The sequence below is a fragment of the Massilia sp. UYP11 genome (assembly GCF_050434805.1).
GTDB lineage: Bacteria > Pseudomonadota > Gammaproteobacteria > Burkholderiales > Burkholderiaceae_D > Telluria.
The window spans coordinates 1-24,784 of record NZ_JBNDJE010000030.1 but is presented as its reverse complement, the minus strand read 5'-3'; the positions used below and the strand labels follow the sequence as shown (position 1 = coordinate 24,784).

Sequence of the window (24,784 nt, the reverse complement as noted above, 5' to 3'; positions counted from 1 at the left end):
CATTCCGGCAACCTGAACACGTCATTCCCGCGGCGTGGATATGTCATTCCCGCGGCCTGGATGCGTCATTCCCGCGCAGGCGGGAATCCAAGCCCGTTATGCAGCCACTCCGTTAGAGCGCAGCGGCAACGCGTAAAACCTGGATTCCCGCCTTCGCGGGAATGACGTGCTTGGGTCGCGGAATGACGTGCTCGGGTCGCGGGAATGACGTGCTCGAGCCGTGGAATGACGTGCCCGGGCCCTGGAATGACGTGCCGGGGCCGCGGAATGACGTGCCGGGGCCGCGGAATGACGTGCCGGGGCCGCAGGACCAACATGAAGCGCACTTCCAGGCGCACGCTCAAGCCTGCGTTGTCTCGAGCTGGGCCAGGCGCGCGCGCAGCTTGCGTTCTTCTCCCCAGCGTTCGGTCTCGTCGCGCACCACGGCGACGATCGCCGACACTTCCCCGTCCGGCCCGTGCAGCAGCGCCACCGTGAAGGCGATCGACAAGGGTTTGTCGTCCTTGTGCACGGCCGGCACCCGCAGCACGTCGGCGCCATAGCGCGTCTCGCCGGTGGCCATGGTCTTGTGATAACCGTCCCAGTGCCGCTGGCGCTGGCGCTGGGGCACGATCAGGTCCAGCGACTTCCCGATGGCCTCGCTTTCGGTGAAGCCGAAAATGCGCGTGGCGGCGGCGTTCCAGAACGTGATGTCGCCTTGTGCATCGCAAACGATGACGCCGTCGCCCAGTGCCTGCAGCAGTTGTTGGAAATCGATATCAGCCTGCATGGTATCTCCCCCATGAAAAAAAAGGTGCGCGCGGCAGACCGCCGACGCGCACCGAAGTTTCGTTTTATCCAGCCAGTTCCGCGCTCACACCACCTGCTTTTCGTGCAGCGCCGCGATCTCGTTGCTGCTGTATCCCAGGCTTTCCAGCACTTCGTCGGTGTGTTCGCCCAGCAGCGGCGAGCCCTTGATCTCGACCTTCATGTCCGAGAACTTGATCGGGCTGCCCACGGTCAGGTACTTGCCCCGTTCCTTGTGCTCGACCTCGGCGATCGTGCCGCTGGCGCGCAGCGATGGATCGGCGGCGATTTCCTTCATCGACAGCACCGGCGAGCACGGGATGTCGTACTTGCGCAGGATGTCGACCGCCTCGAATTTGGTCTTGTCCTTCAGCCACTCCTCGATCGTCCCGAAGATGTCGAAGATCTTGTCCTGGCGCGCGAGGGCGGTCATGTACGCGGGGTCGTCGATCCACTCTTCCTTGCCGATCGCCTTGCAGATCGGCGCCCAGGCATGGCCCTGGATGGTGAAGTAGATATAGGCGTTGGGGTCGGTCTCCCAGCCCTTGCACTTGAGCACCCAGCCCGGCTGGCCGCCGCCGCCGGCATTGCCGCCGCGCGGCACGACATCCGAGAACTTGCCGTGCGGATACTGCGGATATTCTTCGAGGTAGCCGACCCGGTCCAGGCGCTGCTGGTCGCGCAGCTTGACGCGGCACAGGTTGAGCACGCTGTCCTGCATCGACACCGCCACTTTCTGGCCCTTGCCCGTGGTGTCGCGCGCACGCAGGGCGGTCAGGATGCCGATCGCCAGGTGCATGCCGGTATTGCTGTCGCCCAGGGCGGCGGCGCTGACGGTTGGCGGGCCGTCGTCGAAACCGGTGGTCGAGGCCGCGCCGCCGGCGCACTGTGCCACGTTTTCATAGACCTTCAGGTCTTCGTAGTGGTGACCGTCGCTGAAGCCCTTGACCGACGCCACGATCATGCCCGGGTTCAATTCCTTGATGTGCTCCCAGGTAAAGCCCATGCGATCGAGCGCGCCCGGGCCGAAGTTCTCCACCAGCACGTCCGACTCCTTGATCAGCTTGGTCAGGATTTCCTTTCCTTCTGGCTTCTTGGTGTCGAGCGTCAGCGAACGCTTGTTACTGTTGAGCATGGTGAAATACAGGGCGTCGACGCCGGGGATGTCGCGCAACTGCGAACGCGTGACGTCGCCCGCGCCGGGACGCTCGACCTTGATCACGTCGGCGCCGAACCACGCCAGCAGCTGGGTGCAGGCAGGGCCGGCCTGGACGTGGGTGAAGTCGATGATCTTGATGCCTTCGAGTGGTTTGCTCATGATGTCAGTCTCCTTTATGCAGTCGATATTGCGGAAACCACCGGCGGCCTCATGGGCGCCGGCGGTCGTGCCTGTCGCTGTGTCGCGCGTGATGTCACTTTTTCGCGTTGCTTTGCGGATTCAGATTGGTCAGGCGGCCGCTTTCGGTGCCGGCCGACTCGTCGATCACGGCATTGATCAGGGCCGGCTTGCCGGCCGCGATCGCCTCGCTCAGCGCCCGGGTCAGCTCTTCCGGCGTGGTGGCGTGGTAGCCGATGCCGCCGAAGGCCTCGATCATCTTGTCGTAGCGGGCGTTCTTGACGAACACGGTCGGGGCGACGTCCTTGCCGCCGGTCGGGTTGACGTCGGTGCCGCGGTAGACGCCGTTGTTGTTGAAGATGATGGTCGTCACCGGCAGCTCGTAGCGGCAGATCGTCTCGAGTTCCATGCCGCTGAAACCGAAGGCGCTGTCGCCTTCGATCGCGACCACCGGCTTGCCGCTGACGACGGCCGCGCCGATCGCATAGCCCATGCCGATCCCCATGATGCCCCAGGTGCCGGAGTCGAAACGCTTGCGCGGCTGGTACTGGTCGACGATGCTGCGCGCATAGTCCAGGGTGTTGGCGCCCTCGTTCACCAGGTTGATGTCCGGATGCTGCTTGAGGACGTCGCGGATCGCGCGCAGGGCGGTATGGAAGTTCATCGGCGCCGCATCGCGATTGAGCAGTGCCGCCATCTTGGCCATGTTCTGCTCCTTGCGCTCGGCGATCGGGTCGAGCCATTCGGCATCCGGCTTCGCGATGCCGGCGCCGTCCAGCCCGTCGAGCAGGGCCGCCACGCACGAGCCGATATCGCCGATCACGGGCGCGGCGATCGCCACGTTGCTGTCGATTTCGGTGGGCGAGATATCGATCTGGACGAACTGCTTGGGTTTGCCCCAGGTCTTGCCCTTGCCATGCGACAACAGCCAGTTGAGCCGCGCGCCGATCAGCACCACCACGTCGGCCTCGGCCAGCACGTAGGAGCGGGCCGCGGAGGCCGACTGCGGATGCGTATCGGGCAACAGGCCCTTGGCCATCGACATCGGCAGGTAGGGAATGCCGGTGCGCTCGACCAGCGCGCGGATGTCCGCATCGGCCTGCGCGTAGGCGGCGCCCTTGCCGAGCAGGATCAGCGGCTTCTTCGCGCCCTTGAGCAGGTCGAGCGCGCGCTGCACCGCGTCCGGCGCCGGGATCTGGCGCGGCACCGGGTCGACCACCTTGATCAGCGAACGCTTGGCGTGGCCTGCCTCGATCGTCTGCGCCAGCAGCTGGGCCGGCAGGTCGAGATAGACGCCGCCCGGGCGGCCCGAGACGGCGGCGCGAATCGCCCGCGCGACGCCGACGCCGATGTCCTCGGCCTTGTTGATGCGGTAGGACGCCTTGGCGTAGGGCTTGGCCGCGTTCAGCTGGTCCATTTCTTCATAGTCGCCCTGCTGCAGGTCGACGATCTCGCGTTCGCTCGATCCTGAAATCAGGATCATCGGGAAGCAGTTGGTGGTGGCGTTGGCCAGCGCCGTCAGGCCGTTGAGGAAGCCCGGCGCCGAGACCGTCAAGCAAATACCCGGCTTTTGCGTCATGTAGCCGGCGATTGCCGCGGCATTGCCGGCGTTCTGTTCATGACGAAAGCCGATGAAACGCATCCCCTCGGCCTGCGCCAGGCGCGCCAGGTCGGTAATCGGAATGCCGACCAGGCCGAAGATCGTATCGATGTCGTTGTGTTTCAGGGCATCGATTACCAGGTGGAAGCCGTCGGTCACGTCTACCGATACGTGGTTAGTCATTGCTGTCTCCAGTTATTGTCGATCCGGGCAGAACGCGGTGTGTATCGCCCGCAAACCATCATATCCAGCACGTCTGATTTGTCTCATTGACCATGGTCAATTTTGGCCGCATCATGTGAGAATCACGAAAATCGACCGCGTTCATGACGACTATTGCAAATCACTCGGAACGAAACATCATTCGTCTGCAGTTAAAGCAGAATGTAGTGCTCAAGGAACTGCGCGACAGTGAAATGGCGGCGCTCGAGCCGTACCTGACGATCGAGAACCACCAGAAAGGCGACTTGCTGCTGAACCAGGGTGTGCACGAGATGTCGCAGTACTTCATCCTGGACGGCATCCTCAAGCGCCAGGTCTCCAACCAGGAAGCCAAGGAAATGATCCTGCGCTTTTCGGCGGAACGCGACATCGAAACCAGCTACGCCGCCTGGTGCCTCAAGACGCCGACGCCTTTTTCCATCGCCTGCGTCACCAAGGTGCGGGTGGCGCGCATGCCGCTGCCCCAATGGGTCGATTACCTGGCAAGCCACCGCACCGTGAAGCAGGCCTTCGAATACGAGGTCATGAACCTGATGAGCGCCATCATGGCGCACACCATCACGCTGCACCTGCTCGACGCGCCGGGCCGGGTCCACCGCTTCATGCGCAAGCACCCCGACCTGTTCGAACGGCTGCCGAAGAAAGAACTGGCGGCGTACCTGAACCTGTCGCCGGAAACGCTGAGCCGCCTGAAGAATCGGGGAAAGATCTGAAGGTCGAGCAAAGCTGTTTGCTTCGTTTGCTCGAAAACGTCGCCCCCGCCCTCGCCGGGCGCCTTGGCGGGGGCCCAAGCGCTGCATGCGTTACCGAGACGCTTGCAAACTTGGGCCCCCGCCTCCGCGGGGGCGACGTGCATGCGGCTAAACTGTCGATACCGGCGTTACCGGCGTCACCGCCCTCTGCAGCTTTACCCCGCCGCCCTCTTCGGTCATGGTCTGCTCCAGCAGCTTGACGAGCGCATACGCCGAATCGATATGCGGCGTGGGTGTGCCGGTCATGCGCGCCAGTTCGATCACCGACCCGACCAGCGCATCGATCTCGGGTCCCCGGCCCGCCTCCACGTCCTGCAGCATCGAGGTCTTGTGCTTGCCGATCTGCGCGGCCCCCTCGATACGGCGGTCCAGCGGCACGCGGAAGGTGATGCCCAGCTTGGTGGCGACCGCTTCCGCCTCGCGCATCATTTCCGCCGCCAGCTCGCGCGTGAGCGGGTACTGGCAGATGTCGACCAGGGTCGAATGAGCCAGCGCGCTGATCGGATTGAAGCAGACGTTGCCCCACAGCTTGAGCCAGATCTCGGCGCGGATATTGTCGAGCACCGGCGACTTGAAGCCGGCGTTCTGGAAGCAGGCCGACACCGCAGTCACCCGCTCGCTCGCCGTGCCGTCCAGTTCCCCCAGCGGGAAGCGCGCGCCTTCGATGTGCCGGATGACGCCCGGCGCCACCAGTTCGGCGGCCGGATAGACCACGCAGCCGAGCACCCGCTCCGGGGGAATCCGGCGCGCCAGTTCGCCGCCGGCGTCGACGCTGTGCACGGTGCGCCCGTCGAACTCGCCGCCATGGCGGTGGAAATACCAGAAAGGTATGCCGTTCTGCATCGTCACCACCACGGTGCGCGGCCCGAACAGCTTGCCGATCTGGGCCGATACGCCATCGACCTGGTGCGCCTTGAGGGCCAGGATCACCAGGTCCTGCTCGCCGGCCGCGTCATAGTCGTCCGTCGCCCGCACCTCCGAGGCCACCTTCTCCTCGCCATCCATCTCGATGAGCTTGATGCCGTTGGCGCGAATCGCCGCCAGATTGGCTCCCCGCACGATGAACGTCACCTCTTCGCCCGCCAGCGCCAGCCTCGCGCCGACCAGGCCGCCAATTGCTCCCGCTCCAATCACTGCGATCTTCATGACCCACCCCTTGTCGTTTACTCGAACCGATTGATGAGCTTTCCGATGCCGTCGATCTCTACCTCGATCGTGCTGCCCGGGCGCATCGAGCCGACGCCGACCGACGTCCCGCACAGCAGGAGGTCGCCTGGCTCCAGTGTCATGTCCTGCGAGATCCGGCTGACCAGCTCGGCCACCGAAAACACCATGTCGTTGATCGGGTAATCCTGGCGCACCTCGCCGTTCAGGGTCGTGCGCACGACCAGCATGGCCGGGTTGAGCCCGGTGGCGATGACCGGGCCGAACGGGCAAAAGGTGTCGAAGCCCTTGGCGCGCACCCACTGCGGAAAGGTCGGGTCGCGCGCGATGATCTCGCCCACGGTGACGTCGTTGGCGCAGGTATAGCCGAACACGTAGTCGGCAGCGTCCTCGACCGGGACCGCGCTGCAGCGGCGGCCGATCACGATCGCCAGTTCGCCCTCGAACGCCACCTTGCCCTCGCACCGCGGCTTGCGGATCGTGCCGCCCGGCGCCAGGTAGGACGTCGGCGGCTTCATCAGGTAGAGCGGCTCGTCCGGGGGCTCCAGGCCCAGCTTCTGGCCGAGTGCATGAAAGTTGTTCCACATCGCCAGCACCTTGCCAGGCACGCTCGGTGTGAGCACCTCGACCTCGTCCAGGTTCACCGACAGGTCGGTGCGCTGCGGGCTGTCGAACATATCGCCCTTGAAGATCCGTATCTTGTCGCCCTCGATCGTGCCGAAACGTACGGTGTCGAGGTGTTGAAAGCGTATCCAGTGTCGGATCATATGATGTCTCTCGTACGTCGGGTCGGTGGATGGCTGATTGTGGAAGAACCGATTCCGTATATCCTTGACCACGGTTAAGATTCGAAAATCTCAGCAGGCCCGCTCGGGCCTAGGCGCCGATCTGGCGCTGCTGCAACGCGGACCAGTCGATGAAAGCCCTGGGATTGCAGCCGGCGGCGCTCAGCTGCGCCTGGCAGCGTTCCTTGGCGGCCAGGATCGCCTCGACCAGGAAGTCGGCGTCGTGCGCGCTCAGGAGGTGCGGTTGATGCCGCGCCAGGTAATTGCGCAGGCCCGTGCGGTCGTCGGCGCCGGCGACCGCGCTCGCATAGAGTCCGGTGTCCCAGACCCAGCTCAGTCCCAGTTCATGAAAGGCCGCGTTGTAAGCGTTGCATTCGGCATCGATGTCGCTGCTGCAGATCGTCGTCATGGCACTCTCCTTTGGTGGTTGCGGTCGAGCTGTGTTGAAACCATCGTAGTCCAACAAAATGATGAGTAATAGTGAAAGTTTTTAGGGATAATCATTAACGACTGCTTATACCTGGATGGGGGCACCGATGAAGAACGCGACACTGCGACAACTGAAGGTCTTCGAGACGGTCGCGCGCCGCCTCAGCTTTTCGCGCGCCGCCGAGGAGCTGCACCTGACTCAGCCCGCCGTATCGACCCAGGTCCGCACGCTCGAGGGCCACGTCGGCATGCCCTTGTTCGAACAGCTGGGAAAGAAGATCTACCTGACCCAGGCGGGCGAAGAGCTGCTGCACTTCTGCCGCGCCATCATCCAGCAGTTCGATGAGGCCGAAGATGCGATGGCACAACTCAAGGGAATCGCCGGCGGCAAGCTGAACGTGGCGGTGATCAGTGCCGGCGACTACTTCTTTCCACAGCTGATGGTCGCGTTCGCGCGCCAGCATCCGGGCGTGCAACTGAACCTGACGGTGCACAACCGCGAAGAGCTGCTGGACAAGCTGGCGGCGAATCGCACCGACCTGGCCGTGATGGTGCGCCCCCCCGCCGAACTCGACACGCAGAACGATGCGTTCGCCCCCCACCCCTACGTCATCGTGGCCGCGCCCGACCATCCGCTGGCGGCAGCCGCACCGGGGCGCATCCCGATGAGCGACCTGGTCCGTCACCCGTTCGTGATTCGCGAACCGGGCTCCGATACCTGGTTCTCGATGCAGGACGCCTTCGGCCCGCACCTGGCCGAACTGACCGTCGCGATGGAAATCAAAAGCACTGAGACGATCAAGCAGGCGGTAATCGCCGGCATCGGACTGGGCTTCCTGTCGTTTCACACGATCGGCCGCGAACTCGCGGCGCGCAGCCTGGTGGTGCTGGAGGTCGAGGGGTTTCCCTTGATGCTCAACTGGTACGTGGTGCACCGCCGCGAAAAGCGGCTGCCACCGGTGGCGCGGGCGTTTCGCCAGTTCCTGCTCGATGAAGGGGAGACCCGGATCGCCGCGCTGATTCCCTCGCCCATGCCGGACACGCCGGCCAGTCCGGATGCTGACCGGCAAGGCGTTGACAGGAGCTTGTAGCTGCGCAGCCACACAGGATGACCGGCCGCGCCAACGTCAGATCTCACAAAAATGCCGGTTTTTAGTAGGAAACATTCATGAACAGCATAACTGGTATCAGAACTCGAAATTGGAAGCACGATTGAGTAATCCCTATATTTACTGCATCGCACAAACCAACTTTCAGGAGCCAGTCATGATCAACGCACCAGCCCACACCACGTTCGCAGCCCCGTCGCACTCGCTGCTGTCGCTCATCGTCGCTTTCCTCACGCTCAACCTGCGCGAGAAGCTCGAGCCAGGCTACACCGGCCAGGATTCGGACCCGGCATACTACAATTGCGGCCTGTAATTTAGGGTCCACCACGCGACGACACGGCGCGCGCGCCCCCTGGGGCAGCGCGAACCGGGTTTGTCGTGGCCGCGCGGGGCTTTCGCCCCCGCGCCAATCAGCATTCGATCAGTGCCCCATCAGCGCACGCACATGCGCCGCGCTGCCGCCCAGCAGCCCCTCGACGCTGTAGCCGCCTTCCAGGATCGACACGATCCGTCCCTCGCACGCCTCCCCTGCAATTGCCATCACCTCGCGCGTGATCCAGGCGAAATCCTCGTCTTCCAGGGCCATACTGGCCAGCGGGTCGCAGCGGTGCGCGTCAAAACCGGCCGACACCACGATCAGCTCGGGCGCGAAGCGCCGCAAGGCGGGCAGCAGCTCGCGCGCCACGGCGGACCGGAACAGCGTCGAGCCGCAGCCCGGCGGCAACGGCAGGTTCACGATATTGCCGCTTGCCCCCGACTCGTGCGCCGCGCCGGTTCCCGGGTACAGCGGCGACTGGTGGCTCGAGGCGAAGAACAGTTGTGGCCGGTGAAAGCATGCGGCCTGGGTTCCATTGCCGTGGTGAACGTCGAAATCGACCACGGCCACGCGCTGCAGGCCGTGCGTCTCGAGCGCGTGAACGGCGGCAATGGCGGCCTGGTTGAAGATGCAGAAGCCCATCGCCCGGTCCGGCTCGGCATGGTGGCCGCACGGCCGGGTCGCGCAGAACGCGTTGGCGGCTTCGCCCGCCATCACCGCATCGACCCCGGCGCAGGCGGCGCCGACGCAGCGCATCACCGCCTCCCAGGTGCCGGGCGACATCAGGGTGTCGCCGCCGTCCAGCGCCACCAGGCCGCGGCCCGGCGCCGCGGCGGCGATCGCGTCGACGTACTCGGCGTGGTGCACCAGCAACACCTGCTCGCGCGTGCCGAGCGGCGCTTCGCGCCAGGTCAGCTGCGAAAATTCCGGCTGGCGCAGCGCCTTCATGACCGACTGCAGGCGCTGCGGCGCTTCGGGATGGCCCGGCCCGGGCTCGTGCGCCAGGCAGGCCGGATGATGAAATACCCAGGTATCCATATGCTGTCTCCGATGGCGGCAGGCAGCCGCGTCAATCTGCGGCGATGGCGTGGTTCGACATCCGCTCGATCGCCTGGCACAGCGCCGAATGATCGAGTTGGGCCATGCCGTGGGCGGCGCAGGAATTCATCAGCTCCTGCGCGGTGGCGGTATTCGGCAGCGCGAGACCGAGGCTCTTGGCCCCCTGCAGCGCCAGGTTCAGGTCCTTCTGGTGCAGCTCGATGCGGAAGCCCGGCGCGAAGGTGCGCTTGACCATCCGCTCGCCGTGCACTTCCAGGATGCGCGAGGCGGCGAAGCCGCCCATCAGCGCCTGCCTGACCCGGGCCGGGTCGGCGCCCGCCTTCGAGGCGAACAGCAGCGCCTCCGCCACGGCCTGGATGTTCAGCGCGACGATGATCTGGTTGGCCACCTTGGTGGTCTGGCCATCGCCGTTGCCGCCGACCAGGGTGATGTTCTTCCCCATCAGCTCGAACAGCGACCTGGCGCGGTCGAACGCCTCTTGCGCGCCGCCCACCATGATGGTCAGGGTGGCGGCGCGCGCCCCCACCTCGCCGCCCGACACCGGCGCGTCGAGGTAGTCGCACTGGCGCTTGTTGATCTTCTTGGCGAACTCCTTGGTGGCCATCGGCGAGATCGAACTCATGTCGATCACGATCTTGCCCGGCGTGAGGCCCGCGGCCACGCCGTCGGCGCCGAACAGCACTTCTTCGACGTGCGGGGTATCGGGCACCATCACGATGATGATGTCGGCGCGCTTGGCCACCTCGGTGGCGTTGGTGCAGACGGTGGCGCCGCCCTCGATCAGCCCCAGCGGCGGATTTTTCAGGTCGTGCAGGAACAGCTTGCAGCCGCCCTCCTGCAGCTTGCCGGCCATGGGGCCGCCCATGATGCCAAGGCCGATGAATCCTACTTTCGTCATGATGGTCTCCAGAAGTGTTGTCGTGCGAAGCGCTTCACGAGCCGAACTATGCCTGCAGGCCGTGTTCGCCGATCCAGCGCAATCCCTGGGCGGTGCCCGCCCGCGGCTTGTACTCGCAGCCGACCCAGCCGCCATACCCGATCTCGTCCAACATGCCGAGCAGGTAGCGGTAATTGATCTCGCCCGTGCCCGGCTCGCCGCGGCCCGGATTGTCGGCCAGCTGGATGTGGCCGATCAGGCCGAGGTTGGCCTTGATCGTCGCCGCCAGCTCGCCCTCCATGCGCTGCATGTGATAGATGTCGTACTGCAGGAACAGATTGTCGGCGCCGGTCGCGCGGATGAGGTCCAGCGCCTGGCGCGTCCCGTGCAGGAAGAATCCCGGGATGTCGAAGGTGTTGATCGGTTCGATCAAGAGGCGGATCCCCTCGCGTTTCAGCTTGCCGGCCGCGAATGCGAGGTTCGACACCAGCGTGGAGTACGCGTCTTCCAGCGCGACGCCGGGCGGCACGATGCCCGCCAAGCAATTGAGCTGCTTGACGCCCAGCGCCCTGGCATACGCGATCGCCGTGTCGACGCCGTCCTGGAATTCCGCTTCGCGCCCCGGATGGCAGGCGATGCCGCGCTCGCCGCCGGCCCAGTCCCCGGCCGGCAGGTTGTGCAGCACCAGCTCGAGGCGGCATGCATCGAGCCGGGCGGCGATGTCTTCAGGCCGGCAGGCGTACGGGAACAGGAATTCGACGCCGCGAAAGCCCGCCCGGGCGGCGTGCTCGAAGCGGTCGAGGAAATCGGCTTCGTTGAACAGCATGGTCAGGTTGGCGGCAAGTCTGGTCATTGCGGTCTCCTCATCTCGGTCTGCCGTGCCGGCTATTGCACATCCAGGACTTCATTGAACTCGTTGAGCGCGTCGATCTCCGTGCCCATCGCGATATTGGTCACGCGCTCGAGGATGATCTCGACGACCACCGGCACGCTGTACTGCCCCATCAGCGCGCGCGCACGCTCGAAGGCGGGGATGATGTCGTCTGGCCGGAACACCCTGAGCGCCTTGCAGCCCAGGCCCTCGACCACGGCGACGTGGTCGACCCCATAGCCTTCCAGTTCCGGCGCGTTGACGTTCTCGAACGCCAGCTGGACGCAATAGTCCATCTCGAAGCCGCGCTGGGCCTGGCGGATCAGGCCGAGGTAGGCGTTGTTGACCAATACGTGAATATACGGCAGCTTGAACTGCGCCGCCACCGCCAGTTCCTCGATCAGGAACTGGAAATCGTAGTCGCCCGAGATGGCGACGATGTCGGCATCGGGGTCGGCCACGCGCACACCGAGCGCCGCCGGGATGGTCCAGCCCAGCGGGCCGGCCTGGCCGCAGTTGATCCAGTGGCGCGGATGGTGCACGTGCAAGAACTGGGCGGCGGCGATCTGCGACAGGCCGATGCTGGCCACGTAGCGCACGTCGCGTCCGAAGTAGGCGTTCATCTCGTGGTAGACGCGCAAGGGATTGACCGGCACGGTCTCGAAGTCGCTCTTGCGCAGCATGGTGCGCTTGCGCTCCTGGCATTCCTCGAGCCATTCGGCGCGGTCCTGCAGGCGGCCGCTCGCGCGCCACTCTCGGGCCACCTCCACCAGCAGTTCGAGCGCGGCCTTCGCATCGGAGACGATGCCGAGATCGGGACCGAACACGCGCCCGATCTGGGTCGGTTCGATATCGATGTGCACGAAGGTGCGGTCGCGGGTGAACACCTCGATGCCGCCGGTATGGCGGTTGGCCCAGCGGTTGCCGATGCCCATCACGAAGTCGGAAGCCAGCAAGGTCGCGTTGCCGTAGCGGTGGCTGGTCTGCAGGCCCGCCATGCCCGCCATCTGCGGATGGTCGTCGGGAATCGCGCCCCACCCCATCAGGGTCGGAATCACGGGCACGCCGGTGATCTCCGCGAACTCCACCAGCAGCGCCGACGCGTCGGCGTTGATGATGCCGCCGCCGGCGGTGATCAGGGGGCGCCGCGCCGCGTTCAGCATGTCGAGCGCTTTCTCGACCTGGGCGCGGGTCGCGCGCGGCTTGTGCAGCGCCAGCGGCGCATAGGTGTCGCCGTCGAACTCGATCTGCGCCATCTGCACGTCGATCGGCAGGTCGATCAGCACCGGACCGGGCCGGCCTGAACGCATCAGGTGGAAGGCCTGCTGGAACACGCGCGGCACCAGGGCCGGCTCGCGCACCGTGACGGCCCACTTGGTCACGGGCCTGGCGATCGACTCGATGTCGACCGCCTGGAAGTCTTCCTTGTACAGGCGGGCGCGCGGCGCCTGGCCGGTAATGCAAAGAATAGGTATCGAATCGGCTTGGGCCGAATACAGGCCCGTGATCATGTCGGTGCCGGCCGGTCCCGAGGTGCCGATGCACACGCCCAGGTTGCCGGCCCTGGCCCGGGTATAGCCCTCGGCCATGTGCGAGGCGCCTTCGACGTGGCGCGCCAGATAGTGGCGGATGCTGTCGCGCTTCTTCAGCGCGGCGTAGAACGGATTGATCGCGGCGCCGGGCACGCCAAAGGCGACCTCGATGCCCTCTTTTTCCATCACCAGCACCGCTGCCTCTGCGGCTGTCATCTTTGCCATTGCGGCCTCCAGGTTCATCAACGCACGATTGCGATGAACGTATGCTAGAGCGTCGCGGCGGCGCTGATAAGAACACAAAAAGTAGGTGTATTCGATCCCTGGAGTATGGAATACTGCAGGCATGGACAAGGTCAAACAGATGTGGGCCTTCGTCGACGCGGTCGACAAGGGCAGTCTGGCGCGCGCCGCGCTGGGGCAGAACATCACGCCGGTCATGCTGGGGCGCCGCATCGACGCGCTGGAACGCCGCCTGGGCGTCAAGCTGCTGCACCGGACCACCCGCCACCTGACGCTGACCGAATCGGGGTCGGTATTCCTCGAGCATTGCCGCAGGCTGCTGGCGGACATCGACATGGCCGAAACCATCGTGTCCGAAGGCCGGGACCAGGCCAGCGGCCACCTGATCGTCTCGGCGCCGGCGGCGTTCGGGCGGCTGCACGTGGCGCCGCACGCCCCGGCCTACCTGGCGGCCAATCCCAACGTGCAGATCTCGTTCAACCTCACCGACCACGTGGTCGACCTGGTGCGCGAAGGCTATGAACTGGGGATCAGGATCGGCGGCGTGCTCGATCCGAGTTTCGTCGCGGTCCGGCTGGCGACCAACCGGCGCGTGGTGTGCGGCACCCCGGCGTATTTCGCGCGCTGCGGCGTCCCGCGCACGCTGGAGGAGCTGGCGCTGCATAACTGCCTGGCCTTCAACCTGCAGGGGGGGCAGCAGCGCGGCTGGTACTTCCAGAAGGATGGCAAGCCGGTGACCATCAAGGTGAACGGCAACCTCGACTGCAACGACGGCGAATTGCTGCACCGTTGGGCGAGCGAAGGACTCGGGCTGGCCTGGCGTTCGACCTGGGAGATCCAGGCGCAGCTGGCGGCCGGCCAGCTGGTCACGGTGCTCGACGAATACGCCCTGCCCGACTACGACATCATGGCGGTCTACATGCAGCAGCGCCACCTGCCGGCAAGGGTGCGCTCATTCATCGACACCCTCAAGGCGATCTATGCCCAGCCCGGGTACTGGACACGGCCTGCGGGGCACGGCTTGTAGGGCACGGCCTGCAAGGACGGCCTGTCAGGACGGCCGGCACGCGGCCTGTCATGACAGGCTAGATCACCCGCTCGTCGCGCAGCAGCGCGATCTGCTCGCGCGAATAGCCCAGGTCGGCCAGCACTTCATCGGTATGCTCGCCCAGCAGCGGCGAACGGCGCACCTCGGTCGGGCTGTCCGAGAGCTTGATCGGATTGCCCACGCTGAGGTAGGGGCCGCGCTCGGGATGATCGACCTCGACGATCGTGCCGGTGGCGCGCAGCGACGGTTCTTCGGCGATTTCCTTCATCGACAGGATCGGCCCGCACGGGATATCGTATTTATTCAGGATGTCCATCGCCTCGAACTTGGTGAGCGTGGTGCTCCACTCCTCGACCGTGGCGAAGATCGACATCAGGCGCGGCAGGCGCGCCTTCGGCGTTGCGTAATCGGGGTCGGTGATCCACTCCTCGCGCCCGATCAGCTTGCACACCGAGGGCCACACCTGGGCCTGCGCAATGAAGTAGATATATGCGTTCGGATCGCTCTCCCAGCCCTTGCACTTGAGGATCCAGCCGGGTTGCCCGCCGCCCGAGGCATTGCCCGCGCGCGGAACGGACTCGCCGAACTGGCCGTCGGCGAACTGCGGATACTCTTCCATGACGCCGTTGCGCTCGAGGCGCTGCTGGTCGCGCAGCTTGACCCGGCACAGGTTCAGCACCGCGTCCTGCATCGAGGTGAGCACCTTCTGGCCGCGGCCCGTGGTGTTGCGCTGGTAGAGCGCGGTCACGATGCCCAGCGCCAGGTGCAGGCCGCTGCCGCTGTCGCCGATCTGCGCGCCGCTGACCATCGGCGGGCCATCGTCGAAACCCGTGGTGGCCGCCGCCCCGCCGGTGCACTGGGCCACGTTTTCATAGACCTTGCAGTGCTCGTAGGGGCCGGGGCCGAAGCCCTTGACCGATGCCACGATCATGCGCGGATTGAGTTCCTGGATACGTTCCCAGCTAAAGCCCATCCGGTCCAGCGCGCCCGGCGCGAAGTTCTCGACCAGCACGTCGCAGTGCTTGATCAGCGTTTCCAGCACTTCCTTGCCGGCGGGCCGCTTGGCGTCGAGCGTCATGGAGCGCTTGTTATGGTTGAGCATGGTGAAATACAGGCTGTCCACGCCCGCGATGTCGCGCAGCTGGTTGCGCGTGGCGTCGCCCTCGCCGGCGCGCTCGACCTTGATGACGTCGGCCCCGAACCAGGCCAGCAGCTGGGTGCAGGTCGGTCCGGACTGGACATGGGTGAAATCGAGAATGCGAACGCCTTCCAATGCCTTGCCCATACCAGTTTCCTCCGAAGATTTAACTTAGCTAATTCGATGCTGCGCTCGGCACTACCCTGGACCAAACCCTGGTGCATGCCGCGATCGACCCATTCACCGCGTAAAGCCGCTGCGTCTACGGATCTTAGCGAGATGCGCCAGCTGAGCTCAATGACCGTAGTCAAGATTCATGAAATGAATATTTGACATCGAAACGCGGCCGGCTGCGGCGCGCAAAAAAACGGGCTTCCGAAGAAGCCCGTTTTCCTGGGGTGCTTATCCGTGCCGGGGCGTCAGGCAGGCACGGGGCCCTTCCCGACCGCGTTCTCCTCCGCGTAGCGATTCCTGGAGTAGGTGACGTGGTTGCGTAGCACCGGTCGCAGCACCGTGATCGCCAGCAGCGCCGCGATCAGGTCCATGGTGGCGACGGTGTAGAGGACGGTCGACCAGGTGCCGGTCGCTTCCATCATCAAGTTGCCGACAGGAACGAACAGCGCGCCGATGCCCTTCGCGGTATACAGCACCCCGTAGATCTTGCCGATGTGCTTGGTGCCGAAGGCGTCGCCGGCCAGGGCCGAGAACAGCGAGTACACTTCGCCCCACGCCAGGAACACGATGCCCGACAGGATCAGGAAGGCGTACGGATTGCTGCCGAAGTAGCCGAGCGCGATGATGCCGAGGCCTTCGAGCGTGAACGCGATGACCATGGTCTTCTCGCGGCCGATATGGTCCGAGATCCAGCCGAACAGCGGTCGCGATATGCCGTTCATGATCCGGTCCAGCATCAGGGCGAGCGGCAGGGCGGCCATCACGAAGAAGTGCAGGTCGACCTGGAATTCCTTCACGCCGAGGTCTTGCGCGATCACGCCGAGCTGTGCGACCGCCATCATGCCGCCGGTGACCACCAGCACGAACATCACCAGCATCAGCCAGAACAGCTTGGTGTTCAGCGCTTCCTTGAGCGTGTAGTCATGCGTCGATTGCACCAGCTTGCTCGATTTCTTGACTTCGGCGGCTGTTGGCGAGCGCAGGAACCAGGCGGCGATGAAGGCCAGCGTGCCTTGCAGGATGCCGAAGAAGAGGAAGGTCTGCTGGAAGCCCGACGACTCGATCATGGCCGCGATCGGCAGGATCGTGGCGGCCGAACCGGCGCCGTAGCCACCCGCGGTGAGGCCGACGGCCAGGCCGCGGCGATCCGGGAACCACTTGATCGCGTTGTTGATGCAGGTGGCATAGATCGAGCCCACGCCGATGCCGCCGACGGCCGCGCCGACGTAGAACCCCGCCAGGGTGGTGGCTTGCGAATTGATGATCCAGGCCAGGCCGATGAAGATGGCGCCGAAGGCGACCATCATGCGGGGACCGAATTTATCGATGAAGTACCCTTCGAGCGGCGCGAGCCAGGTCTGGACGATGACGAACAGCGTGAAGGCGACCTGGATGCTGGCGCGCGACCAGCCATAGGTTTCCTGGATCTCGGGAACGAACAGGGTCCACGCATACTGGATGTTCGCGGTGGCGATCATGCAGACGACGCCGACGGCGAGCTGGAACCAGCGCGTGCTGTTGGAAGCTGGCTTTTGTGGCTGAAGCGCGGCTGCCGATGAATTATGCATTTGGCGCTCCTTGAACGGTGAAGTGTTTCTGTTGCAGACCTGCAGACGGAATTGCGGGCGCCGAGCGCGCCTGCCTGGTTATGGTTTCCAGCATTTTCATGTCTCCATTTTTATGGTGTGATGTGCATGCTCCACGTCGAGTCATGGACTCGCGCGCCAACCCCTACGCCTTTTCTGTTTAAATTTGTGAACGCACCCTGCCGGCAAAAAAGGACGTCGGCATGCTCCTGGCGGCCGAACTGCCCACCAGGCGAGACAGCCGCTTGATACAGTTCTCCACCGTGCTTTCCAGATTTTGAATGTGCGCTATTGCCGCTCTCCTCATGTGCAAGATTGGACATCTCAACGACCGCAATGGGAATTGCGCTCACTGCTTTCACCATCGGCGCCCTGACCGGGCAGCGCCGCATCGCGATCTGGAAAACGGTGAAAGTGAGATGATGTTGCTGGAGCCGATTTCGAGAATCATTGACCGCGGTTATGTTTTGAGTTTTTAGCGGACCGCGCCAGGCGGGCATAAATACGCTGACTGCGCGCCAACTTTCCGCATGGAAATTGCAGCTGCGTGATGGCGCATCGAACCACTGTAGACGCTCGATGCCATCGACGCGAGCCTCGCGTTCGACGATCATCGTGGCGCACTGCCCGCCGTCCCGGTCGCCACGGCGTCAGCGCCGGTCCGGGAGCCGGGCGGCCCGGCGAGGAGGAGCGCGAAGGACGACCCGCCGCCGTTGAACGTCCCCATCTCCTGGCCCTGGCATACATGGGCGCCGCGCCGCATGCCCGGGTCGAACACGACGCTGGACACCTCGCTCAGGCCCAGGGGATGCAGCACACGTGGCCATGGCCTTCGGTCCGGATCACGATCACCCCGCGTGCATGGCCGCTGCCCGCAAGCGAATCCGTGGCGCCGCCGGCGTCTGGCGCGACCAGTTGCGCGAAGAAGCTCCCGGGAATGACGAATGGGTCGAACAGCACCTCGCCATTGACCGGCGCCCACCAGCGCTGGACGTGATACGGTCCCAGACTGGCCTGGAAGACCTGGCCGCCGTCGAACAGGTCGACCAGGCGCTGCTCGTCGATCAGCGCCTGCTGCTGCGGCAGCGGCGACGCGAGGAGCTCGGCCGGCGCGCAACGCGTGCGCCCGGACCGGCATGCATCCCGGCGTACCGGCGCGCCATCGGCAGGAAAGATGACGGTACCGTGCGCATTGCGAGCGACGACGCGGCGCGCCTGCCCGGGATGCGCGAAGGGTCGCGTGAGGAAGGCATTCCAGCTGTTCCAGTAAGGCGGCGTGCCGGCATCCTTTTTCCATACCGGGAACCGGTATCGCTCCTTCGCCTCTGGCGCCAGCCACTGTTCGCCCTCGATGCGAAAGCCGACGTTCGAGGCCGGGCTGTCGAGGAAGGCATGCCAGTCGCTCAGGATGTTCGACATCAAGAGGCTGAAGGTGGGGTGCCCGAACAAGGCGGCGCCGCCCGCGGTCCGGCCTGTATCCGCCAAGAAAGCTGAAAACGGCAAGCCGATCAGCTCGCCGTCGATGAAGCCCGGCGCATGCGTAAGGACCGTGTTCAGGCCGTGCAGCAAGGCGCCCAGGTCCGCGTCCAGGTCCTTGATGCGCGCCCCCGGCACACTCCCGGCGTGCGCTGCCTGCCCGTTGCTGCTGGCCAGGCCGTCGGCGCAGGCGGCGTGGACGAGACGGCGCACGACGTCGTTGTCCTCGATATAGCTGGCCAGCGCCTGGACCGATGGCGCCAGCGCGGTTCGTTCGGCGCCCAGCACGCGCGCGACATACGTTCGCATGGCGGCGCTGCCGTACCGGGGCAGCCAGCCGCCGTGCGGATCGTCGGGACCGGAATCGATGTCGAGTTGCGCGTCATGCAGTGCGGGCGCCACGGCAACTCCTTCGGGTGATCAGAATGGACAAATCACCTTTTTAACCGTCGCCCAATCGCGCCTGTTTGATATGGATCAGTCCGACTCCCGAACATCCAGGATGGGTAGATTTACTGTCGCTTGCAACGTCATAGCCAGCCGCCAGTTACCGCGCTGGGCACGGGCCATCCAGGCAATGGCCTCCCAATTGTCGTCAAACTGTAATGAACTGTCTTCTATATCCTGAGGATGTGTTAATTCGACACTTGGTCTTATACAATGATGGACGAGGAGAACCGTATGTACCGAGTGATGTTGGTGGAAGACGATGCACGCCTGGCCGAGCTCGTCACCGAATACCTGTCCGGCTATGAATTCGCGGTCGAACTGGTCACGCGCGGCGATACCGCGCTCGCCCGTTTCAAGGAACTGGCGCCCGACATCGTGATCCTCGACCTGATGCTGCCGGGCCTGGACGGCATGATCGTCTGCCGCCGGATTCGCGACCAGTCCGACGTGCCCATCCTCATCCTCACCGCGCGCGAAGACTCCTATGACGAAGTCTCCGGCCTCGAACAAGGCGCGGACGACTTCGTCAACAAGCCGGTGCAGCCGCGCGTCCTGCTGGCGCGCCTGCGCGCGCTGATGCGCCGCACCCAGGCCAAGTCGGGCGTCGATGCGCGCGTGCTGCAGTTCGGCGCGCTGCGCATCGTCACCTCCGACCGCAGCGTGGTCTGGCGCGGCCAGCCCTGCGTGCTGTCCAATACCGAGTACAAGCTGTTGCTGGTGCTGGCCGAGGCGGCCGGACGCGTGCTGTCGCGCGACGCCCTGCTCAAGAAAATGCGCGGCATCGAGTTCGACGGCCTGGACCGCAGCATCGACAACTGCATCTCCAAGCTGCGCCGCAAGTTCGACGATGCCGACTCCGAAAAGATCAAGACGGTATGGGGCGAAGGTTACCTGTTCTCGCCTTCGGCCTGGAACTGACGACCTGCCCCCTGACGTCAAGTTAAGGCGAAAGTCTTCTTGAGTGAGCGTAGAAACGTCGTCCCCACGAAGGTGGGGACCCAATCTTGCAAGCGTTTTGACGACGTTTGCAGAACTTGGGTCCCCGCCTGCGCGGGGACGACGTATTTGACGGCTACTCAGCTAGCTTAACTTAACGGTATTAGCGCCCTGCAGCTTATTTTTTGGCGCCACCAGCTTTATTCGAACAGCGGCACGATCGCCAGCGGCGCGTGATAGGTCATCAACTGCGCGGTGACGCGCTGATCCGCCGGCTGCGCGCCGAAACGGTAGGTGACGACCGGGAAGTCCTCGTCGGCGTCGCCCGCGAAGGCGGGGCCGCGCGCAGGCGCCAGCGCCTGTTCGGCGGCCCCCGCGCGCACCCGCACGCCCGCCGCTTCGTCCTCTTTCGGGAACACCAGGCGCACGCCGACGCACTGGCGAGCGCGCGCGGAATTGTCGGCATAGCGGGCAAAGCCGAGCGCCTGCTCGCAGGCCGCGCGCAGGTCGGCCACCTCGTACGCACCGTCGGCGCGCAGCGCCAGCGAGACCCGCGGCTTCAGCGTGAAGCCGCCCGGCGGCCGGGTCAGGGTCAACACCGCGTTCTCGTCATACGCCGCCTTAAGCAGCGGCAACACGGTGCGGCCGAGCGCATCGAGCGCCAGGCTGGTCTGGACGGTCTTGCCCTGCATGCGCAGTTGCGCGCCCGGCCCCAGCACGCCCTTGTCGCGCGGCAGCACCTGCAAGTGGTTGTGCAGCAGATTCTTGGGGCCACCGTATTTGTCAAACAGCACCATCGCGCGGTAGGCATCGCGATAGTTCACCCATTCCCCGGCGCGCGGCTGCGCCACGGCCAGGCCGGCCGTCAGCAGCAAGGTCACGCAGGCGGTGAGGTGTGCGCGTCGCATCATCAAAACCGGTAGGCGAAGGCGGCCGAAACCGTCACGTTGGTGGGCCGCTCGACGAGCGGGCTATTGCGGACACTGCCGACCAGCTGCGTGGCCTGGACATGGGTGACCAGCATCCAGGACGGGTGCAAGACCCAGTTCCAGCGCACGCCGGCGCGGACATCCTTGATGCCGCCGCCAGGGCGATAAGGTGGGTTGCCGCTGTGCCAGGATTCTTGTTCGCTGACGCCGAAATAGGCGCGGCTGTAGTCGGCGTTGGCGATGGTGGCGCCGGCATGGAACGACAGCATATGCTGCGGCGCGACCTGCACCGCCAGGCGCTGCACACCCAGTTCCATGCGTGCGCCATCGCGGTCGTTGCCCGCGCCAAGCAGCACGCTGCTGGTCAGCCGCCATTGGGGCGCCAGGTAATGGTTGAAGAAGAAGCCGCCCTCGAGCCGGGTGCCGACGTCCTTCATGCCCTCCAGGCGGTTCCCGGTGCGGGCGAACTGCAGCGGCGAACTCGTCACGCCGACGCCGTCGACGACACGCCCGGTGCCGGACTCGTCACGGTGGGGGTGGACCGACAGCAGCGGACCGTACTCGACCGTGGGACGGTTGGACAGATGCATCCCTGCGCTCATGCCGGAAATAAAAAGGCCGTTGCTCCATTGCACCTGAAGCACCGGCAAGGCTGAAACCTGTCGGCTGTCCGCCCCTTCGTAACGCGGCCGCGAGACGGCGCCCAGCCCTGCGTACATGTCGCGGCTGCCGTCGGGCATCGGGTTGGTGGCCGGCGTCTGCGCACTCGCTGCGGTGCTCGCAGCCGCCAGGGCCAGGGCGAAGAATGGTTTCATCGTGAAATTACTCGGAGAGTTCGTTTGTCGATATTTTACGTCGAGCAAGCTTCGCTCTCCCATCCCATCATGACCGGCAGCGCATTCCCGGTCCGGGCTGCGTCCACGGTCAGCGCAGGGGACCGCGCCGTATGCGCGGGCGCTCCGACCGGCGCGGCGCCGGACCTGACGGTATTGCGCGCGCGCGCCATGCGCATCAGCGCTTCCTGACGGTCGAGGCGAGTCCCGCTCCGGGTCGCTTCCTGCTGAATAAAAAAACCCACCGATACTTGCGCATCAGATGGGCAAACGGAAACCTGATGATGGGAAAGATGGTAATCGTTCGGCCGCGCGTCATGCACCCTCCAGATGTCGGCCAATTGTCGTCAATTTGTAAGCCGCGCCGCCCGCGCGCTGCCAGGGCGCACCGGAGCGGTCCTTGCGCCTGTACAATTCGAGCCCGAGGAGAAACCATGCAGCCGGCCCCACCAGACCGACAGTTACCCAGGACGCGCCCGTGAACCGGTTATTCTTCCGCTTCTTCGTGCTCGTCATGCTGTCGATCACGGCTGCCACCTTCGTCATCTATTTCGCCTTCGCGCGCCTGTTCGGCGACCCGCTGGACGACATCGCGCGGCGCCAGGCCGCGGCCCAGATCTTCCTGCTCGAACAATACGTGGACCAGGCGCCCAGCGACGAATGGCTGACCCGCCTGAACAATGTGCGCGAAGTGTCCGACGTGCGCTACGACCTGATGCCCCTGCCCCAGGCGCTGGACGCCCTCGGCGCCGGCCAGCGCGCCGAGCTCGAGCGGGGAGGCATCGTGATCGACGTGGCCGGCAAGTCCTTTTACCGGCGGGTCGACCTGGACGGCGAACGGTATATCGGCAGCCAGGACGAGGTCTTGCACGCCAGGGAGTTGCCGATCGACATAGGACAAGCGCTCAAGATGGAACTGCTGCGCTACGTGATCGTCGCCATCGCCCTCCTGGCGCCGATCGCGCTGTGGTCACGCTCGCACTGGCGCGGCTTGCAGTCGCTGTCGCGCATGGCGGACGAATTTGGCGCCGGCCGGTTGTCGGTGCGCGCCCGTTTGAAGCCGTCGGACGCCGTCTATCCGCTGGCGGAACGGATCAACCACATGGCGGGCCGCATCGAGGACTTGATGGACGCGCAGCGCAACCTGCTGCACTCGGTGTCGCACGAACTGCGCACGCCGATCGCGCGCCTGGAATTCGCGCTCGAGCTGCTCGACGCCAGGGCCAGGGATCCCGACCTGAGCCGCCGCATCGCCGCCATGGAGGGCGACCTGTCCGAGCTCAACGATCTGGTCAGGGAGCTGCTCGATATGAGCAAGCTCGACAGCGTGCGTACCCTGCAGGGCGCACCGGTCGACCTGGAGGCGCTGCTGCGCGACTGCTGCGCCACCCTGCCGCCCTCGCCGCAACAGGTGACCTGTGCGCCGGCGGCCGGGCTCGGCACGATCGTCGTCGATGCCCGCCTGCTGGCGCGTGCGGTCGGCAATCTGCTGCGCAATGCCCAGAAATATGCGCAGGCACAGGTGGTGCTGGCGGCGCGGCGCACGCCGGATGGCGTCGAGATCGCCGTCGACGACGACGGCCCCGGCATTCCCGAGCAGGAGCGCAACCGGATCTTCGCCCCGTTCTACCGCCTCGACCGCAGCCGCGACCGCGCCACCGGCGGCTTCGGGCTCGGCCTGTCGATCGCGCACAAGGCGGTCGTCCTGCATGGCGGGACGCTGCGCGTTGAAAGCTCGCCATTGGGCGGCGCGCGCTTCGTGGTCAGGCTGCCGGCATGAACGAACGCCTGCTGATCGCAACGCTGTGCGGCCTGGGACTGCTGTCCACCGTCGGCGCCTCCCTGCCCTATCCGATGCTGGCGCCGCTGTTCGCCGACGGCAACGTCAACGGACTGAACAGCTTCCTCGGCTTGCCGCCCAAGCTGCTGTTGGGGATTGCGCTGATGATCAACCCGGTCGGCCTGCTGATCGGCAGTGCGATACTGGGGCCAATGTCGGACGGTTTCGGCCGGCGTCGCGCCCTGCTCCTGACCACCGCCGGCGCCGCACTCGGCCACCTGCTGACGGCCGTGGCGATGGTGATGGAATCCTATCTGCTGTTCCTGGCGGCGCGTTTCTTCACCGGCCTGCTGGAGGGAAATGGCGCGGTAATGCGGGCGCTGGTCATCGAGCGCATCAAGGGGCCACTACGCAACCACGCGCTGTCGTGGCTCAACGGTTCGTTCAACCTGGGCTGGCTGGTCGGCCCGCTGCTGGCCGGCTTGACCATGGCCTTCGGACCTGCACTGCCCTTCTACATCGCCGCCGGCGCCCTGCTGCTCGGCGCCGCCGGCGTGCTGGTCTCGATCCCGGCCACGCCAATCCAGGCCCACCTGCAGCGCCAGCGCTGGTGGACGGTCGTGCGCGAGCGCCACGCCCTGACCCTGCTGCGCCATGGGCCGCTGCGCACCCTGTTCACGGTGCACCTGGCGTATTGCTGCGGCGTCGCGGCGCTGTACGAGTTCTTTCCGCTGTGGCTGGTGGACGTGGGCGGCTACGATGCGCGCCAGATTGCCATCGTCAACATGGGCATGTGCGCACTGATGACCATGGCCGCCCTGTTCGCCGGCCACGCCAGCCGGGTCGAGGGGCGCCTGCGCGCCGGCTGGTATGCGGCCATGGCGGCAACCGCCGTGCTGTGCGTGGGCTTCGGCAACCTGTGGATCGGCATCGCCGGCATCCTCCTGTTCGGCGCGCCGCACGCCTTCTACAACACCGCGCTGCAGACCTGGGCGGCGGACGAGTTCGCGCTGCATGGCCAGGGGTCGGTCATGGCCCTGCTATCGACCATCTTTTGCCTGGCCAATATCCTGATGGCGCTGGCCGGCGCGGTGCTGACGCTGATCGATACCCGGCTGGTGCTGGTCGTCGGCGGCCTGCTCGCCCTCTGGGCCTCGGTGGCCCTGCGCCGCTGGAGCGCCCGTAGCGCTCGCCCGCACCTGGAAAGCACCTGACGCATCTCCGGGCGCAAAAAAAAAGGCGTCCATTCGGACGCCGTGCAGGGCTTTTTACAGTCAGCTCGAACTTGCTCATTGTTGCGCGGTCTTATGCAATATGAGCAAGCTTGTTTCGATCAGAGTCGCCGCCAAGGCG

The 24,784-nt window shown here is 65.3% G+C and carries 24 protein-coding genes; 7 read left to right on the top strand and 17 right to left on the bottom strand.

Going from position 1 to position 24,784, the window contains the following annotated elements:
- Positions 1-340 precede the first annotated feature (340 nt).
- The 3 genes from ABIB38_RS22900 to oxc all read right to left on the bottom strand — a co-directional run bounded on the left by ABIB38_RS22900 (position 341) and on the right by oxc (position 3,905).
- On the bottom strand, positions 341-769 hold the full coding sequence (locus ABIB38_RS22900; RefSeq protein WP_429206969.1) for a PAS domain-containing protein: 429 nt from the start codon (positions 767-769) through the stop codon (positions 341-343).
- An 84-nt stretch (positions 770-853) separates the two neighbouring features.
- Positions 854-2,104: a formyl-CoA transferase gene (gene frc / locus ABIB38_RS22895; RefSeq protein ID WP_429206968.1), complete on the bottom strand. Its 1,251-nt coding sequence runs from the start codon at positions 2,102-2,104 to the stop codon at positions 854-856.
- Positions 2,105-2,198: 94 nt separating this feature from the next.
- Positions 2,199-3,905, bottom strand: coding sequence for an oxalyl-CoA decarboxylase (gene oxc / locus ABIB38_RS22890; protein ID WP_429206967.1), 1,707 nt, complete (start codon positions 3,903-3,905; stop codon positions 2,199-2,201).
- A gap of 143 nt (positions 3,906-4,048) precedes the next feature.
- On the opposite strand from oxc, the gene ABIB38_RS22885 reads away from it, so the two are divergent.
- A complete protein-coding gene (locus ABIB38_RS22885; RefSeq protein ID WP_429206966.1) occupies positions 4,049-4,657 on the top strand; it encodes a Crp/Fnr family transcriptional regulator in 609 nt (202 codons plus the stop codon).
- 147 nt (positions 4,658-4,804) lie between these two features.
- On the opposite strand, the gene ABIB38_RS22880 is transcribed toward ABIB38_RS22885, so the two are convergent.
- From ABIB38_RS22880 to ABIB38_RS22870, 3 genes are all read right to left on the bottom strand, one after another.
- Positions 4,805-5,842: a 2-dehydropantoate 2-reductase gene (locus tag ABIB38_RS22880; protein ID WP_429206965.1), complete on the bottom strand. Its 1,038-nt coding sequence runs from the start codon at positions 5,840-5,842 to the stop codon at positions 4,805-4,807.
- A 17-nt stretch (positions 5,843-5,859) separates the two neighbouring features.
- Positions 5,860-6,627: a fumarylacetoacetate hydrolase family protein gene (locus ABIB38_RS22875; RefSeq protein WP_429206964.1), complete on the bottom strand. Its 768-nt coding sequence runs from the start codon at positions 6,625-6,627 to the stop codon at positions 5,860-5,862.
- Between the two features lie 109 nt (positions 6,628-6,736).
- Positions 6,737-7,054: a hypothetical protein gene (locus ABIB38_RS22870; protein WP_429206963.1), complete on the bottom strand. Its 318-nt coding sequence runs from the start codon at positions 7,052-7,054 to the stop codon at positions 6,737-6,739.
- Positions 7,055-7,181: 127 nt separating this feature from the next.
- On the opposite strand from ABIB38_RS22870, the gene ABIB38_RS22865 reads away from it, so the two are divergent.
- Positions 7,182-8,165 (top strand): LysR family transcriptional regulator, encoded by a 984-nt coding sequence (locus tag ABIB38_RS22865; RefSeq protein ID WP_429206962.1) that lies wholly within the window; start codon positions 7,182-7,184, stop codon positions 8,163-8,165.
- 175 nt (positions 8,166-8,340) lie between these two features.
- A complete protein-coding gene (locus ABIB38_RS22860; RefSeq protein ID WP_429206961.1) occupies positions 8,341-8,496 on the top strand; it encodes a hypothetical protein in 156 nt (51 codons plus the stop codon).
- Between the two features lie 108 nt (positions 8,497-8,604).
- Here ABIB38_RS22860 and ABIB38_RS22855 read toward each other — a convergent pair whose 3' ends face one another.
- Genes ABIB38_RS22855 through gcl form a run of 4 tightly spaced genes read right to left on the bottom strand, consistent with a single transcriptional unit; the run spans position 8,605 to position 13,063 of the window.
- Entirely contained in the window at positions 8,605-9,537 is a 933-nt protein-coding gene (locus ABIB38_RS22855; protein WP_429206960.1) for a histone deacetylase family protein, read from the bottom strand.
- 31 nt (positions 9,538-9,568) lie between these two features.
- Positions 9,569-10,456, bottom strand: coding sequence for a 2-hydroxy-3-oxopropionate reductase (locus ABIB38_RS22850; RefSeq protein WP_429206959.1), 888 nt, complete (start codon positions 10,454-10,456; stop codon positions 9,569-9,571).
- A 46-nt stretch (positions 10,457-10,502) separates the two neighbouring features.
- Positions 10,503-11,288: a hydroxypyruvate isomerase gene (gene hyi / locus ABIB38_RS22845; protein WP_429206958.1), complete on the bottom strand. Its 786-nt coding sequence runs from the start codon at positions 11,286-11,288 to the stop codon at positions 10,503-10,505.
- A 32-nt stretch (positions 11,289-11,320) separates the two neighbouring features.
- On the bottom strand, positions 11,321-13,063 hold the full coding sequence (gcl, locus tag ABIB38_RS22840; RefSeq protein WP_429206957.1) for a glyoxylate carboligase: 1,743 nt from the start codon (positions 13,061-13,063) through the stop codon (positions 11,321-11,323).
- Positions 13,064-13,184: 121 nt separating this feature from the next.
- Here gcl and ABIB38_RS22835 point away from each other — a divergent pair, with 121 nt between their 5' ends.
- Positions 13,185-14,108: a LysR family transcriptional regulator gene (locus ABIB38_RS22835; RefSeq protein WP_429206956.1), complete on the top strand. Its 924-nt coding sequence runs from the start codon at positions 13,185-13,187 to the stop codon at positions 14,106-14,108.
- Between the two features lie 58 nt (positions 14,109-14,166).
- Here the strand turns inward: ABIB38_RS22835 and frc (ABIB38_RS22830) are convergent, their stop codons facing one another.
- The 4 genes from frc (ABIB38_RS22830) to ABIB38_RS22815 all read right to left on the bottom strand — a co-directional run bounded on the left by frc (ABIB38_RS22830) (position 14,167) and on the right by ABIB38_RS22815 (position 18,905).
- The gene (gene frc / locus ABIB38_RS22830; protein WP_429206955.1) at positions 14,167-15,414 is read right to left on the bottom strand and encodes a formyl-CoA transferase; all 1,248 of its coding nucleotides are present in this window, start codon (positions 15,412-15,414) and stop codon (positions 14,167-14,169) included.
- A 272-nt stretch (positions 15,415-15,686) separates the two neighbouring features.
- Complete coding sequence (oxlT, locus tag ABIB38_RS22825; protein ID WP_429206954.1) at positions 15,687-17,009, bottom strand: oxalate/formate MFS antiporter; 1,323 nt, start codon at positions 17,007-17,009, stop codon at positions 15,687-15,689.
- A gap of 110 nt (positions 17,010-17,119) precedes the next feature.
- Positions 17,120-17,641: a hypothetical protein gene (locus tag ABIB38_RS22820; protein ID WP_429206953.1), complete on the bottom strand. Its 522-nt coding sequence runs from the start codon at positions 17,639-17,641 to the stop codon at positions 17,120-17,122.
- A 181-nt stretch (positions 17,642-17,822) separates the two neighbouring features.
- Positions 17,823-18,905 (bottom strand): phophatidylserine decarboxylase associated domain-containing protein, encoded by a 1,083-nt coding sequence (locus tag ABIB38_RS22815; protein ID WP_429206952.1) that lies wholly within the window; start codon positions 18,903-18,905, stop codon positions 17,823-17,825.
- A 261-nt stretch (positions 18,906-19,166) separates the two neighbouring features.
- On the opposite strand from ABIB38_RS22815, the gene ABIB38_RS22810 reads away from it, so the two are divergent.
- The gene (locus ABIB38_RS22810; protein WP_429206975.1) at positions 19,167-19,871 is read left to right on the top strand and encodes a response regulator; all 705 of its coding nucleotides are present in this window, start codon (positions 19,167-19,169) and stop codon (positions 19,869-19,871) included.
- A 218-nt stretch (positions 19,872-20,089) separates the two neighbouring features.
- Here ABIB38_RS22810 and ABIB38_RS22805 read toward each other — a convergent pair whose 3' ends face one another.
- The 3 genes from ABIB38_RS22805 to ABIB38_RS22795 are packed head-to-tail and all read right to left on the bottom strand — an operon-like array spanning position 20,090 to position 21,992.
- Positions 20,090-20,797: a hypothetical protein gene (locus tag ABIB38_RS22805; protein WP_429206951.1), complete on the bottom strand. Its 708-nt coding sequence runs from the start codon at positions 20,795-20,797 to the stop codon at positions 20,090-20,092.
- A 2-nt stretch (positions 20,798-20,799) separates the two neighbouring features.
- Positions 20,800-21,633 (bottom strand): MipA/OmpV family protein, encoded by an 834-nt coding sequence (locus ABIB38_RS22800; protein WP_429206950.1) that lies wholly within the window; start codon positions 21,631-21,633, stop codon positions 20,800-20,802.
- Positions 21,634-21,668: 35 nt separating this feature from the next.
- Positions 21,669-21,992, bottom strand: a complete 324-nt coding sequence (locus ABIB38_RS22795) for a hypothetical protein (RefSeq protein WP_429206949.1) — start codon at positions 21,990-21,992, stop codon at positions 21,669-21,671.
- A 137-nt stretch (positions 21,993-22,129) separates the two neighbouring features.
- On the opposite strand from ABIB38_RS22795, the gene ABIB38_RS22790 reads away from it, so the two are divergent.
- Together ABIB38_RS22790 and ABIB38_RS22785 are read left to right on the top strand one after the other, a co-directional pair.
- Positions 22,130-23,431 (top strand): ATP-binding protein, encoded by a 1,302-nt coding sequence (locus ABIB38_RS22790; RefSeq protein WP_429206948.1) that lies wholly within the window; start codon positions 22,130-22,132, stop codon positions 23,429-23,431.
- On the top strand, positions 23,428-24,645 hold the full coding sequence (locus ABIB38_RS22785; RefSeq protein ID WP_429206947.1) for an MFS transporter: 1,218 nt from the start codon (positions 23,428-23,430) through the stop codon (positions 24,643-24,645). The genes ABIB38_RS22790 and ABIB38_RS22785 overlap by 4 nt, the downstream gene beginning before the upstream one ends.
- Positions 24,646-24,784 lie beyond the last annotated feature (139 nt).